This is a genomic window from Algimonas porphyrae (genome assembly GCF_041429795.1).
GTDB classification, from domain to species: Bacteria; Pseudomonadota; Alphaproteobacteria; order Caulobacterales; family Maricaulaceae; genus Litorimonas; species Litorimonas porphyrae.
On the sequence record NZ_CP163424.1, the window covers coordinates 470,659 to 484,318 of the forward strand.

Sequence of the window (13,660 nt, forward strand, 5' to 3'; positions counted from 1 at the left end):
AAAACACGGAAGGATAGATCATGCGACGCATCGACACCCCGAATGATATCGACTTTACCGATGGCCTGTCTGGCCTCTCCCTGGCCCCTCAGGCCAAGACGGATGCGACAACGGTCTTGCAGGCGGACGGACCCGTGACCCTGTCTAATACGGGGCCGGGCCTGGCGGCGACTGGAGATGTTGGTCTGGTCGGTGCCGTCGGCGACGCAGGCGGCAATTTTGGTGAAATTACAGTGCTGGAGGATGGCGGTTACGTCGTCACCTGGGTCAATGGGTTCGACTTCTTCCTGTCGGGTTTTCAGATCAACAGTATCGCCGCACGCATCTTCAATGCCGACGGAACGCCACGGACCAACGCCTTCCGCGTCAATGACGACAATGCCTTTTCCTATGCCGATCCGGAAGTGATCAGCTTGACGGATGGCGGGTTCGCCGTCGCTTGGTCCGCGCTCAATCCCGAAGGCGGCGACCAGCTGGACACGTACGTTCAGACATTCGATGCCGATGGGACGGCGCGAGGCAACCAGACTCTGGTTGCGTCCACAACAGAAGACGATCAGCAGATCCCGACCATGGCCCGCACGGATGTCGGCTTCATCATCGTCTGGGTCGATGAGCGGTCCGACGACTTCTTCGATGCGGATATTTACGGGCGCTATTTCAACAATGATGGTCGCGCGACCAGTGAAGATTTCCTGATCGCCAGCACGGACAGTGATCTGTTCCAGCCCGAAGTCATTATTACGGCCGATTGTCAGGTCGTTGTGGTCACGGACACCAATACCTATTCTTTCGAAGGGGACGGGTCCTCCAATCCTCTCATCACCCGGACGGCTATTCCTGAACATTCCGACGGCGATGAAGTCGATGCCGCCCTGATCGGGAACTCCGGCTATGTCTATGTCTCGACCTGGGAGGGCGTGCTGACGGCCTTCGTCTCGGCGAACGGTTCGACAGGTCCGTTCACGGCGGTGACGATCGCGGATAATGGCTCCGAGACCCGCTATCAGCCCGCGATAACGGCGGTCGAAGGCGGGTTCGTCGTCGCCTGGCAGCAGGAAAACCAGGACAATCAAACCTTCGACATCTATGTCCAGCTGTTCGACATTCAGGGCAATGCACAGGGCGAACCTGCGCTCGTCCATGCCTCCACAGACGGTCAGCAATCCGAGCCCTGGATCAGCCAGATGGCGGACGGGTCGATTGTCGTCGGCTGGACTTCGGATCAGCCGGTCGACGGGGCAGCGCCGTCGGATCTCTATACGCAGACCTACACATTGCCAGACGGTTTCGGCATCGCGGATGATGGCCGTTCGCTAGGCGGCGATTGTGGCGGCTCGGGTGTGCCTCTGCCGACTGGACTGGAGCGCGCCCTTTCCAGCGGACAGGTGGGCAGTATCACGATCGACGGAAATAGCACGTTGTTCACCGATACGCGAAGCAGCGGTGTCGGTGACCCGGTCGTCCAAGTCCGTGATCTGAACGGCGACGGTTTCGACGACATCTATGTCATCGATACGGGCGCGTTCCCTGGTCCCAGCTATATTTTCTTTGGTTCGGAAAACGGGATCGGGCAGCGTAGTGAGGCGCAGGCCGACGCCAGGATTGCCTTTGCTGACGGGTCTACGGTCAATGCCACACTTTCCCTGGCGGGCGACATTAATGGCGACGGTGTCGGCGATGTCATCGTTTATACGGGCAATGTTGATGAGATCGCCGTCATCTTTGGTGGAACGACCGATTTCTCCCAGCCGATCAATGTGTCCACATTGGACGGAACCAATGGCTTCCGGATTCTGGGGAACAATAATGATGTCCCGATCTTTTTCGGCGATGTGAATGGTGACGGGATTGATGATCTGAATATCACCGGCGGGGGTGATCAGACGATCATCTTCGGATCGCGCGACGGTTTTGCCGCAGTCATCGATCCGGATGATGCCAGCACGTTCAATGGTGTCAGCTATACACCGGCCAACGGTATTTCGGCTTCGCTGCGCGCTGCCGAAGACATTAATGGCGACGGTTTTCTTGACCTGATCTATAATGGGGGTGACGAGAACGACACGACGATCAACAATGAATGGGTCGTCTATTTCGGAACTGAAAGCGGTGTCGTCTTCCCGGAATTTACCGAAGGCTTTTTCGATCCAGCGGCAGATGTCGGTCTCGGTCTTCGAAGCAATCAGCCTCTGGCCGCCAGCTCCATTGCGGGAGCGACCCTGCTCGATTTCAACGGGGATGGCATTACGGATTACGCCGCACTGGTCGGCGGGGTCGTCCGGATGTTTTACGGCGACAGCGAGATACTGACGCAGAGCCCGTCCGAAGGGTCGGTCTTTCTCGGCAATACCGACGTGAATATCGAATATACGGATCGCACAACTGCCGGGCAGGGGCCGGGCTTGCTGGCGATCGATTTCAATGGCGATGGCTATGACGATCTGGTGACCGGGATCAACCGCGCCACGGGTAGTCCGGAAGGCGACAGCCTGCTGGTTATATATGGTGGCGAAGGGCTGACCGGGGATCTGACCGCGGGCGATCAGGCGGCGACGTTCGTCTATGATTTCGGTGAAGATGTCTTCTTTGCCGCCGGCGGTGGGGGCGGCGGCGTATTCGCCGTCGGCGACGTTAATGGTGACGGGCTCGAAGATGTCGGAATCCGGTCTTTCGGTTTCGGAACCGGGACAGACGAAGACATTCTGATCTTCTACGGCCAGGAACGTACATCGCGCTATGACGGCACGGCGGGCGACGATGTGCGGACCGGTAATAGCTGGGTTGATTTCATGCTCGGTCTGAATGGCAATGACACGCTGGACGGGGCTGGGGGCAATGATAATATCTTTGGCGGCTTTGGGCGCGACATCGTCATAGGCGGGGCCGGCAACGACGTTCTCGTCGGTGATATCGATGTCGGCCTGTCTGATATTGAAGGCATCATCTACCGGGCTTTTGTCGCCGTCTTCGGGCGCGATCCTGATCTGGCAGGCTTCGACATCTATCTGCAGGGCATTCTGATCGGCAATCTGACAGTGGCCGACATGCTGGCCGAGTTCATCGGATCGGCAGAGTTCCAAGCAACCTACGGCAATCTGACGAACACGCAGTTCCTGGAACAACTCTATCAGAACGTGCTGGGGCGTGCGGGCGATCCGGCGGGGCTGCAAGCCTATCTGGATGCGCTGGAAGCCGGCAGTCTGACGCGTGCAGAGATCGTCATTGAATTCATCAATAGCGCAGAATTCATCGATCTGATCTCACTGGATGCCTTTGCGTTTGCGACCAATGTCATCGTTTCGCCGACGCAGGCGGCCCTTTACCGTCTCTATCAGGCCGTTTTCGATCGGGATCCCGATGCGGCCGGGTTCGAGCTCTATTCAAACGGTCTTGATATCAATACGGTGGAACTGGCCGCGATCGCCGCCGAGTTCGTGGCGTCTGCCGAGTTCACGGCGACCTATGGCTCGCTAGACAATCAGGCCTTCATCGAGCTGCTCTATCAGAATGTGTTCAACCGGGATGCCGATGCGGCGGGCCTGCAGAATTATCTCAATGCGCTGGAAAGCGGCGCATTGAGCCGAGCCGAAGTTGTGCTGGATCTGGCCATGAGCAATGAGTTCAGGACATTGACCGAAGCCGCCGCCGAAGCTTTCGTCGATGCCTATAATAATGTTCTGGGCGATACGCTGGACGGCGGGCTGGGCGATGATGCGCTGTTTGGCGGGCGCGGGATCGATACGTTTATTTTCGACCTGGTGAATGGCGGCAATGACCGGATCGCTGATTTCGAAATCGGTGTCGACGTGATTGACGGGCTCGACGGGCTTACATTCGAGGAAATCATGGCGGCCGCCACGCAGGTCGGGGCCGATGTGCTGTTCGACTTTGCCGCCGGGATTACGCTGACCCTGTCCAATGTCGATCTGGACGATCTGACGCGTGACGATTTCGGTCTGGCCGCCAGCGCACAGAAGGCCATCGACGACAGGGCTGTCGTCTCCGAACTGCCGGTGGATGCCGTCCCGGTCGAGGAGTTGGCGCAGCTGTCGAAACAGGACGTCGATATGTTTGTCCTGGATGAGCTGATCGATTTTGGGCTGTTCTAGACCCGTTCGAAGGGGCGGAGAGTCCGCCCCGATCACGCGTCATCGATCCCCCGTTATGGCTGCCCGTTCGCGGGCAGCCATTTCTTTTCACACTCGTATTGACAATCATTCGCATTTGCGTAGAACCGATCTCGTGATCCATTGCATCTGCAACAATATCAACACACGCGCCGTCGAAGCGGCGGCTTCTCAGGGCGCTGAAACGGCGGCCTGTGTGCAGCGTGCGTGTGGAACGCGGTTTCAATGTGGTCAGTGCCGCAGCGATATCGATGCCCGGTTGCAGAGCTGGCGCAAGAGCCGCCCGATGCTGGACGCAGCCGAATAGGGGGCTTCAGGCCCGCTTAGATCGATTCAGGGTGCGCCAGTCGCGACTGAAACGCAGGCACTGATAAATCTTTGCGAATGAAAATCGCAAACCCGCTTCTTGTTTGACAGGCCTGAATCCGCAGCTTTAATCAGCGCTCATGAAATCAGATTCACAAGTCATCGCTCATCTCAACAAGGCGCTGAAGGCTGAACTGACGGCGATCAACCAGTATTTCCTGCATTCGCGCATGCTCAAGGACTGGGGCGTGACGCGTCTGGCCAAGAAGGAATATGACGAATCCATCGAGGAGATGAACCACGCCGATGAGATTATCGAGCGGATTCTCTTTCTCGGCGGTCTTCCGAACCTGCAGGATCTCGGCAAGCTGCATATTGGCGAGGACGTCAGGGAAATCCTCGAATGCGACATGAAACTCGAAGAGCACGCCATCCCGATGTATAAGGACGCGATCCAATATTGCGAATCTGTGCAGGATTACGGCACGCGCGATCTGTTGCAACGTATCCTCGTCGAAGAGGAAGAACATGTCGACTTTCTGGAAACGCAATTCGATCAGATCAAGCAGATGGGGATCGAACGCTATATCCAGATGCAGAGCACGGCAGCAGACGCAGAGGGCTAGTCAGCCTTCATTCGCCATATTTACCTGTCGCCTCAGCCTTCTGTCGGGCCTTCCAGCGTCGCCCAGACGGCCATGACCGTTCCGCCGGGTTCACGGAATTCGAACCGTCGCCCGCCGGGAAACTCGAAAATATCCCGCGTCAGTTCCGCCCCGGTCGCAATCAGCCTGTCTCTGTCAGCTTCAAGATCGGTGGATTTCAGTACGACCAGAGGCGGAGCCAGATCACCGCGCTCCAGTCCGGCGCCCAGACCGGCCTGCTGTATATCACGATAATCCGAGCCATAATCCACGAAGGACCAGCCGAAGGCGGCGTCGAAGAAGGCCTGCGTTGCCTCCAGCCGCGGCGAAGTGAACTCGACATAGTCAATATGCAGCGGCATGGGCCTGGTCCTGTTCCTGATCCGAAGAAGGCAACCGTCTAATCATGTGCGATACCGTCTAGCAAATATGCGCGCGTGCCTCTTACTGGCCATCCACAGAAAAACTTTGCGTCGTAAAACTGTCACTTGGCGTTTCAGCCTGCATTCTTTATCGCAAGGCAGACTTCGGCCCGGCGGGCCCGATCAAGGGCCTGCATCGATGCGGGACGTGTGAAAGGTGTTTCATGCCCGGTATCGAACTGTTCGGCATTATCGGCTTTGCGCTGGCCGCCTACTCCGTCATCGCCAACGACGCCATTCAGACGCTCGGCACGTTTCTCCGCTCCAATCAGCATCGCAGCTGGGTCGTACTGTGGCTGTTTGCGGGTACAATTCTCGTGGCGGTCATGGCCTATGGCTATTTTTCATATAATACGGATGTCGCCTTCGACCGGTTGAACAACATTCCTTATCCGGCGGACGGGATAAAGTGGTACCACATCATCCCGCCGGCCGTGCTGATTCTGCTGACCCGCGCTTCCGTCCCGGTCTCCACGACATTCCTGGTCCTGACCATGTTCGCGTTGACGGGGGGGCGCGAAACGGAAGGTTTGCTCGGCAATATGCTGCTGAAATCGGCGCTGGGTTATGCCGTGGCATTCGGGGCCGGCATTGTCGTCTATACGCTGATTTCGCGCTTCTATGAGCGCTGGATCGCCAATACGCAGGAACAGGGCGCAGCTCCCTACTGGTATGTGTTCCAGTGGATGACGACAGCCTTTCTGTGGTGGCAGTGGCTGGCGCAGGATCTGGCCAACATCTTCGTTTTCCTGCCCCGTCAGACGGTTGAAGTGGGCGGCCAGACGGAAGTCACCATGGCCGCATCGACAGTCATTATGGGCGCGGTGCTGACGCTGGCCCTGCTCGCCTATACGTTCAGCCGTCGTGGCGGCAAGATCCAGGAGATCGTCAACGTCAAGACGAACACGCACGATCCGCGGGTTGGCACGCTGGTCGATATCATGTTCGGGGTCATTCTGCTGATCTTCAAGGAAATGAACGACATTCCGATGAGCACGACCTGGGTCTTCCTCGGCCTGATTGCAGGTCGCGAACTGGCCGTGACCTATGTTGCAGGTCTGCGCGACCGCGGTGAAGCGCTACGCGATGTGACCAGCGACGCCGGGCGCCTGCTCTTCGGACTTGCCGTATCCGTCGCGTTGGCTTTTTTCATCCCCTGGGCCGCAACGGGCGAGATGCCGGTCTTCTAGGGCGGCGCACCTATCCAGATAAGAAAAAGGCCTATTTGCCTTCATACTTCGCTTTTTCTTCGTCCGAGTTGAAGCGCGAAGCCCGCTCCATCAACGCCTTCATCGCCTGTCCTGTTTCGGGTAGTTCTTCGCGCGGCACGTCCATGTGATTGAGCGGAAATTCCTGCACATATTGCTCGATTACCGGCATGGTCACATCGATCGCGAAGTTGGGAATGCGCCGCCCTTCGCGGAATTCGGCGATCGGGATCTGCGCTTCGATGATGTCGTCTTCGGTCTTGGACTCTGACTTGGCCAGCACCTTGCCCCAATTATCGACAATGATCGACTCGCCCGCATCATAGCCCGGAATGTCGAAGGCGATATTGGCCATGGCGGAATAGACATTGTTCTGCGCCGCCGTTGCCATCACGTCGTAGTCGGCGAACAGGGTGGCCGTGCGCAGCATGATCTCCGCCCCGCGCATCGAATAGGCGGCAAAGACAAACGGGTCGAACTGCACAGTCGAGACAGCCAGATTTCCGAACTCGGTCTTGACCACCGGAAACTCCGCTTCCGGGCCGTACATGGCGCGGTAGCGGTCCCGCACGCTTTCGATCGTGGTCGTGGTGATTTCCCGGTCAGGATAGAGCCGCTTGATATTGCGGGTCTTCCAGAAGGTTTCGACCAGTTCGCCTTGCGTGTTGATTACGCCGTTAAGCGACAAAATATGACCGGGCCAGTCATCATCCGTCGCATAGGATCCGAACACAATATAGGTGTCGCAGTCGCGGGCGATCTCGCCCAGAAACTCCGTTTCCGGCCCCGGCATCTGGACCGTATATTTGAGCTTTTCCGTCCGCGTGCCGGACGAATAGCCCGTCAGTGGAAACTCGTGATAGAGCAATATGTCCGGCTTGCTGCCCGTTGTGCAGGCCTTGTCCGCCATCGCCTTCATATGCGCGAGATTGCCCTGTAGGCCTTCTTCGATGGTCGGATAGTCGGACAGGTTCTTGACCGTCGTTTGCATCACTTTCAGGGTGATCACGTCCTTGGCCAGCGGGACGGTATCATAGGACCCATCCGGCTTGACCAGAATCGGGGCCGTCACATCGGCTGCGATGGACGGCGTCCCTGCCGTTGCGCAGGCTGCCAGAAGAGCCAGCGCCGAAATCCCGAAAAAGCTACGCCGATAGATCATAGGGTCCTCCTCCCAATATGGTGGAAGATAGCTGCGCTCCAAAAGGGATTGCCGCCTTGCGCTCGCGCAAGGGTCGGGATTCGCAAGGGTCAGCCGCGCGTGCTGATCGCTTCCGCAATCTCCATCGCAAAGGCGTCGAAGCGGCGCTGGGTCAGGCTCAGTTGCGATCCGTCATTGGTGACCAGCGTGATGGCCGCATTGCGGTCGGGCAGCAGGACCAGCAGCGCATACCACATGGTGTTCGATCCATTGTGCCAGATGACGGGCTCCGGGCCGTCGCCCAGATCGCGGCTCTGTACGACCCAGCCATAGGCGTAATCGTTCATGTCCGGCGTATGCAGCCGCTCGAAGGTGGCCGGGCTGAGAATGGCCTGACTGGACTGTCCTGCATCCAGATGCGCCTGCGCGTAGGACAAAAGATCATCCAGTCCCATGTGCATTGTCCCGGCGGCGGCCATCCATGGCGGATTGTCCGCCGCCTCCGAGGGGTCAGCTGCGATCTTGGCCGGGCCCAGCTTGCGATGTCCCCATGGAACCTCGGCTGTGTCCTCGCCTGTCGGGGCGCCGAAGCCCAGCCTGTCCATCGATAGCGGCGCGGCCAGTTGCGTCCGGATGATGGTTTCCCAGTGTTCCCCCGTCGCCTCTTCCGCCATCAGGGACGCCAGCATGAACCCCTCATTGGAATAGGCAAAGGCGCTGCCCGGCGCCACGCGCGGCGGCTCGGACAGCAGGGTTGCCGCCATTTCACGCCTCACTTCGGCGAGGCGGACCGGTTCGGATACCTGATTGATCATGCCGGAAATCGGCCCACGCGGAATGCTCGCGGTATGGGTCAGCAGCTGCGACAGGGTCACATCCGCCCAAGCCGCGTCCATCTCCATATCGCTCAGCCGGCTGCCGAGCGTATCGTCCCAACTCATCGCGCCGGCTTCGACCAGCCGCGCAATCGCGGTCGCGCTCATCGATTTGCCGATCGAGCCCATGTGATAGAGGTCGTCCAGCTGCAGGGCGGTCTGTTCGTCCTTGGTGCGCCAGCCCGTGACGGCTTGGGCGATGACGTCGCCCCCCACCATCACTTTCGCGGCCATGCCAACCAGCTTGCGCTCCGCAGCAATACCGTCAATGGCGGCCTTCAGACCCGCATCGTCCAGTGACGTTAGGGGATCCGCAGGCGGTCCAGGCTTGTTCGACTGCTTCGCCGCAAACCAGAGGATGCCGATGGCCAAGGCGATCAGCAGAATGAAACCGAGTAGGATCTTGAGGAAGAGTTTCATGCCCTGTCTTTAACAGGCGAACCGCGAAGAGGGGAGTCGCTCTTATTCGGACAAAGTGTCTTTGCTTCGCGCGGTCGTGTCGTCCGTCCGGGTCTCCTGCAGGCGCGCATAGGCATACAGGCCGATCGCTGCGACAGCGACGGCACCAACGCCCAGTCCGATGCCACGTGGATGCGCCGTGGCAAAAGCGGACGTCCGCGTCATTGCCCGACGCGCGCCACGGCTAGCCGGGCGCAAGGCCGAACGGAGTTGGGCACGCGACAGCCGTCCTGAGAACGGTCTGTCACTGCCAAAGAGGTCCAAGGCATTCGTCAGACGGGAGCGTTTGCGGGGTTTGAAAGTGTCAAGAAACGTACTGATCATGGGTCTCTCCGAAAATGTCGGGAGGATAACGCGTGGAGGCCGGGATTGGTTTCTGGTGTCGCTCCAGACACTCAATATCTAGACCGCCGCTTCCAAGAAAGAGATCAAAATGAAGGCCCGGCTACCCGGGGTTGGAAACCGGGGCCGGGCCTGATAGGGAATGTCAATCGGTTATCAGTCGATAAGGCGAGTTTGCGCTCCGCCAATCCCAAATCGGAGCAACCTTCTGTATAAGGTTGCTCCGACAATATTTTAATTCATCGCTAGAGCATTGATTACAGCTGAAATCTTGCGAGCTTCAGCCGTTGTAAGGTCATTAGGCAAATTAGCGATTTTGACAGTCAAATTTGCGCGCAATGGAATTGGGAAAATAACGACGTTAGATGACGCAGACTCATCCACCTCTACTGACGAAGAAGTCTTTCGATCAGGGGTTTGGTCCGTGCCCTGTGTAATATTCGTTGATGTCTTAGATTTGTTCTTACTGCTTTTTCGTGTTTGAGACTTTGGAGAAAAGCCAAGCGGGTTTTCTCTGTAAGATATAAAGTCTGCAAGGGCAGACTTAGTACGAGATTTGTAAGTTTTTAGACTCTGGGGCGTGAATTTATCGCCTTGCTTGTTAGCAAATCGTAGGGCTAACGAGTCGAGGTCAATCTCTCTGACATCTAGGCGCTCATCTTGTTCTAAGACATCGAATAATGCCGAAGCGGCACTCTTACGAGCGTTGGCAGTGTTAGCCTTGAGCAAGCCTTTTCCAGCGAGGTAGTCCATGAAATCGAGGACGTCCTGTGTTGTGTATGAATTCTTCATGAAGGCCAGATAATGAAGGTTGATGGAAATGTCAACAATCTTGTCTAATTAATCAACCAAGCGTTATCTTCGCCCTGTGTCAAACAGCTCAGCCAGTTTCTCCGTCATGGCTCCGCCTAGCTGCTCCACATCCATGATCGTCACGGCCTTGGCGTACCAGCGCGTGACATCGTGGCCGATGCCGATAGCGACGAGTTCGACGTCGGAGCGGTTTTCGATCATGTCGATCTTTTCGCGCAAATGTGCTTCGAGCAGGCCGGTCTTGTTCTGACTTTGCGTGGCGTCATCGACGGGCGCGCCGTCGCTGATGACCATCATGATGCGGCGCTGTTCCGGTCGGGCCATCAGGCGGCGATAGGCCCAGTCCAGCGCTTCGCCATCGATATTTTCCTTCAGCAGCCCTTCGCGCATCATCAGGCCGAGATTACGCTTGGCGCGTCGCCACGGCATGTCGGCGGATTTGTAGACGATATGGCGCAGATCGTTCAGGCGTCCGGGTCCGTCTTCCTGCTGACGGGGTTTGCCGGCGGCCATCCAGTCCTGAAAGCTCTTGCCGCCTTTCCAAGCCTTGGTTGTGAAGCCGAGAATTTCCGCCTTCACGCCGCACCGTTCCAGCGTGCGAGCCATGATGTCGGCGCAGACGGCGGCGACCATGATCGGACGCCCGCGCATGGATCCGCTATTGTCGATCAGGATGGAGACCACTGTGTCGCGGAAATCGGTTTCCTTCTCTTCCTTGAAGGTCAGTGCGCTCATCGGGTCGATAATGACCCGGGTCAGGCGTGCTGTGTCCAGCATCCCTTCCTCCAGATCGAAGGTCCAGCTGCGCTGCTGCTGCGCTTGCAGGCGGCGCTGCAAACGATTGGCCAGACGCGCAATGACGGAGGACAGCCCCGCCATATGCCCGTCCAGATAGCCGCGCAGCCGTTCCAGCTCTTCGACGGGACACAGGTCCTCGGCCTTGATCACCTCGTCATGGCGGGTCGTATAGATGCGGTAGGGGGTCGGGCTGTTGCGCGGTTGCGGGCGCTGGCTGGGGGCATCAGGCGACTGTTCGCTGTCATCGGACTCACCGTCGATGTTTTCGGCATCGACGATGTCCTGCGCCTCGTCGGAATCGTCTTCGAGCGCGTCGGCGTCCGAGACTTCGGTCTGACCCTGCTGTTCCTCATTGGGCGCGTCGGCGGACTGGTCTTCCTGTTCCTGCTCCTCGTCCTGCTGGCTCTCCTCATCCTGATCGTCATCGGCGTCCGGATCGGCCTGATCATGGTCCAGCGTCAGATCGGCGATAAAATCATTGACCTGTCTGGCATAGCCGTCCTGATCGTGAATAAGGTCGAGCAAAGCCTTGATCCGGCCTTGGCTGCGCTGACTGATTTCGTCGCGCCAGGCGGTCATGATGCCGTTCGTCGTCTCCGGCAGTTCGCGCCCGCTCATCCGCTCGCGCGCATAAAGGCCGATCGCTTCGGCAAAGCTCGTGTCGTCCTTTGCGATGTCGGGCTTGTCGAACCCGCGCCGCTTGGCCCGGGCCGATAGCGCCGCGGTGAGGTTATCGGCCACGCCGGACAGGTGCTGCCCGCCCAGCGTTTCGACCCGTGCCTGTTCCAGCGCTTCGAACACAGCGCGTGCGGCCCCGGATTTAGGCAGGTTGGCGCTGTGAATATCGGCGTCGTGCAGCGCGATCCGAAGGGCCAGGCCGTCGGCCTCGCCGCGCGCCTTGGCGATCACCTCCGGTCGCGGTGTCGGTGGCAGGCTCGGCAGCATGACCTGATCGCGCACCAGCCCGGCTACGTCACCGCCGAAGGACACATCCAGATCGTCTCGCCCTGCAATCGCCTTGGTGGCGGAGGCGAGCGAGCGCTTGAACGTGTCGATGGGTTTCGGAGCGTCAATCATGTCGCGTCTTGTTTACGGATGAGCGGCCCGCTTGGGTAGCGCCGATCTGTATTCAGTTGATCTTTATACCCCTAGTCGGAGGCAGTCGTTTCACACAAATGATCATCGGATGTGTTCATCGTCTCAGCCAATGCGGACGTGTCCATCGTCTGCCTGCGTAGAAGCTGAAAGAAGGCGCTGTCTGCCTGTGTCCTGATATAGACCCGTATTGGCAGCGCATCCGGGAAGGTGCGATTGTCCAGCTGGCAGAACCCGACGGATGCGCCGAATGTGGCTGTGACATCGTCCCTTTCCGCTTTCATGCGCAACGCATCCACACGGAAGGTGCGTAGTGCCTGCGCCGCGCTCTCCGAAAGTTTGAACGGGTGAACATGCTGACCTGCCTTTGTTGCGCGCTGCAGTACCCGGTCCGGCGTCCTGACAGGCATATCGACGACCTGCCGGATTCTTATCGTTTCGCCCGTGTCATCATCTTCCAATGCAATGCTCAGCCGTGCTGTTTCCGGTTTAACCCCGACATTATCGGGCAGGATGACGGCCAGTTCGAGGGCTTCCGGGTGGATCGTTTCAACGTCGAGCCGCATCAGCTTCGGCAGAGAGGTCAGCGGAATGCTGGCACAGCCAGCCAGCGCTAGGAGAAACAGGGCGAGAGAGAAATTTTTCACTGGACATTCCTGTTTCAGGTATGATTATTAATGTAAAACATGAATAAATGGAGGTTGCCATGACGTCAATATCTTTGCCGCAACACACAATCCGCTGGTGCCGGACCTTGGCAATCATAGCTATCCTGTCGGGACTGGGCTTCGGCGTGGTCCTTTTTTTGCAGGGTTACCCCTTCCTGCAGCTGTCGCAATTAAGTGACGGGCCTTACACATTGTCGGGCATGCCGCGTCATCTGGCGATGATCTTCGTTGTCATTCTCGTGGGTCTGCATGCATTGATCTTTATAGCCATCGCACAGCTCTTTCACATATTGGCGCGCGGTGAGGTGCTGACGGAACGTATGGCGGTTTCCGTCATCCGGATTGGTCAGGCCCATCTGGCGATTGGGGTTCTGACATTTCTCTGGCCATCGGTCAGAGCTGTTCTGGAGGCGATGAGCGGCGGCAATGCCATGCTGAAGGTTGGCATTGACAGCGAGATCATCATGACTCTGCTGATCGGTGCGGCGCTGCTGATGCTGGGCCGCGTGTTCCGGATTGCGATCAATCTGGCCGAGGAAAACAGGCAGTTCGTCTGATGGCGATTATCGTCAGGCTCGACGTCATGCTGGCGAGGCGAAAGATGAAGAGCAAGGAACTGGCCGCCCGGATCGGCATATCCGAACAGAACGTCTCCATGTTGCGACAGGGCAAGGTCAAGGGTGTTCGGTTCGAAACGCTCGACAGGATTTGCGAGGCGCTCGATTGCATGCCCGGCGATCTGCTTGATCGGGAATAGCG

General features: G+C 58.1%; 13 protein-coding genes. 6 read left to right on the forward strand and 7 right to left on the reverse strand.

Going from position 1 to position 13,660, the window contains the following annotated elements:
* Window positions 1–20 precede the first annotated feature (20 nt).
* From AB6B39_RS02370 to bfr, 3 genes are all read left to right on the forward strand, one after another.
* Window positions 21–4,112, forward strand: coding sequence for a DUF4214 domain-containing protein (locus tag AB6B39_RS02370; protein ID WP_284371412.1), 4,092 nt, complete (start codon window positions 21–23; stop codon window positions 4,110–4,112).
* A 115-nt stretch (window positions 4,113–4,227) separates the two neighbouring features.
* Entirely contained in the window at window positions 4,228–4,437 is a 210-nt protein-coding gene (locus AB6B39_RS02375) for a bacterioferritin-associated ferredoxin (RefSeq protein WP_284371413.1), read from the forward strand.
* Between the two features lie 139 nt (window positions 4,438–4,576).
* Window positions 4,577–5,062: a bacterioferritin gene (gene bfr, locus AB6B39_RS02380; protein WP_284371414.1), complete on the forward strand. Its 486-nt coding sequence runs from the start codon at window positions 4,577–4,579 to the stop codon at window positions 5,060–5,062.
* Between the two features lie 32 nt (window positions 5,063–5,094).
* On the opposite strand, the gene AB6B39_RS02385 is transcribed toward bfr, so the two are convergent.
* Window positions 5,095–5,442 carry a VOC family protein gene (locus tag AB6B39_RS02385; protein ID WP_284371415.1) on the reverse strand — a complete coding sequence of 116 codons (348 nt, stop codon included), beginning with the start codon at window positions 5,440–5,442 and terminating at the stop codon, window positions 5,095–5,097.
* A gap of 224 nt (window positions 5,443–5,666) precedes the next feature.
* Here AB6B39_RS02385 and AB6B39_RS02390 point away from each other — a divergent pair, with 224 nt between their 5' ends.
* Window positions 5,667–6,692 (forward strand): hypothetical protein, encoded by a 1,026-nt coding sequence (locus AB6B39_RS02390; RefSeq protein WP_284371416.1) that lies wholly within the window; start codon window positions 5,667–5,669, stop codon window positions 6,690–6,692.
* A gap of 31 nt (window positions 6,693–6,723) precedes the next feature.
* Here AB6B39_RS02390 and AB6B39_RS02395 read toward each other — a convergent pair whose 3' ends face one another.
* The 6 genes from AB6B39_RS02395 to AB6B39_RS02420 form a co-directional block, all read right to left on the reverse strand.
* A complete protein-coding gene (locus AB6B39_RS02395) occupies window positions 6,724–7,872 on the reverse strand; it encodes a nitrilase-related carbon-nitrogen hydrolase (RefSeq protein WP_284371417.1) in 1,149 nt (382 codons plus the stop codon).
* Window positions 7,873–7,961: 89 nt separating this feature from the next.
* Complete coding sequence (locus tag AB6B39_RS02400; RefSeq protein WP_284371418.1) at window positions 7,962–9,146, reverse strand: serine hydrolase domain-containing protein; 1,185 nt, start codon at window positions 9,144–9,146, stop codon at window positions 7,962–7,964.
* A gap of 42 nt (window positions 9,147–9,188) precedes the next feature.
* The gene (locus tag AB6B39_RS02405; protein ID WP_284371419.1) at window positions 9,189–9,509 is read right to left on the reverse strand and encodes a hypothetical protein; all 321 of its coding nucleotides are present in this window, start codon (window positions 9,507–9,509) and stop codon (window positions 9,189–9,191) included.
* Between the two features lie 252 nt (window positions 9,510–9,761).
* The gene (locus tag AB6B39_RS02410) at window positions 9,762–10,280 is read right to left on the reverse strand and encodes a hypothetical protein (RefSeq protein WP_284371420.1); all 519 of its coding nucleotides are present in this window, start codon (window positions 10,278–10,280) and stop codon (window positions 9,762–9,764) included.
* Between the two features lie 102 nt (window positions 10,281–10,382).
* Window positions 10,383–12,215, reverse strand: coding sequence for a cobaltochelatase subunit CobT (cobT, locus tag AB6B39_RS02415; protein ID WP_284371421.1), 1,833 nt, complete (start codon window positions 12,213–12,215; stop codon window positions 10,383–10,385).
* 71 nt (window positions 12,216–12,286) lie between these two features.
* The gene (locus AB6B39_RS02420) at window positions 12,287–12,880 is read right to left on the reverse strand and encodes a hypothetical protein (RefSeq protein ID WP_284371423.1); all 594 of its coding nucleotides are present in this window, start codon (window positions 12,878–12,880) and stop codon (window positions 12,287–12,289) included.
* A 59-nt stretch (window positions 12,881–12,939) separates the two neighbouring features.
* Between AB6B39_RS02420 and AB6B39_RS02425 the strand changes: the two genes are divergently transcribed.
* A complete protein-coding gene (locus tag AB6B39_RS02425) occupies window positions 12,940–13,458 on the forward strand; it encodes a DUF2975 domain-containing protein (RefSeq protein WP_284371425.1) in 519 nt (172 codons plus the stop codon).
* Entirely contained in the window at window positions 13,458–13,658 is a 201-nt protein-coding gene (locus tag AB6B39_RS02430; RefSeq protein WP_284371428.1) for a helix-turn-helix domain-containing protein, read from the forward strand. The genes AB6B39_RS02425 and AB6B39_RS02430 overlap by 1 nt, the downstream gene beginning before the upstream one ends.
* The last annotated feature ends 2 nt before the right edge of the window (window positions 13,659–13,660 follow it).

Bases quoted from the DNA above. Each gene is read 5' to 3' on its own strand.
- AB6B39_RS02410 (WP_284371420.1), bottom strand. From the start codon at position 10,280: ATGGACTACCTCGCTGGAAAAGGCTTGCTCAAGGCTAACACTGCCAAC.
- AB6B39_RS02405 (WP_284371419.1), bottom strand. From the start codon at position 9,509: ATGATCAGTACGTTTCTTGACACTTTCAAACCCCGCAAACGCTCCCGT.
- AB6B39_RS02395 (WP_284371417.1), bottom strand. From the start codon at position 7,872: ATGATCTATCGGCGTAGCTTTTTCGGGATTTCGGCGCTGGCTCTTCTG.
- AB6B39_RS02425 (WP_284371425.1), top strand. From the start codon at position 12,940: ATGACGTCAATATCTTTGCCGCAACACACAATCCGCTGGTGCCGGACC.
- AB6B39_RS02390 (WP_284371416.1), top strand. From the start codon at position 5,667: ATGCCCGGTATCGAACTGTTCGGCATTATCGGCTTTGCGCTGGCCGCC.
- AB6B39_RS02400 (WP_284371418.1), bottom strand. From the start codon at position 9,146: ATGAAACTCTTCCTCAAGATCCTACTCGGTTTCATTCTGCTGATCGCC.
- AB6B39_RS02430 (WP_284371428.1), top strand. From the start codon at position 13,458: ATGGCGATTATCGTCAGGCTCGACGTCATGCTGGCGAGGCGAAAGATG.
- AB6B39_RS02370 (WP_284371412.1), top strand. From the start codon at position 21: ATGCGACGCATCGACACCCCGAATGATATCGACTTTACCGATGGCCTG.
- bfr (WP_284371414.1), top strand. From the start codon at position 4,577: ATGAAATCAGATTCACAAGTCATCGCTCATCTCAACAAGGCGCTGAAG.
- AB6B39_RS02385 (WP_284371415.1), bottom strand. From the start codon at position 5,442: ATGCCGCTGCATATTGACTATGTCGAGTTCACTTCGCCGCGGCTGGAG.
- cobT (WP_284371421.1), bottom strand. From the start codon at position 12,215: ATGATTGACGCTCCGAAACCCATCGACACGTTCAAGCGCTCGCTCGCC.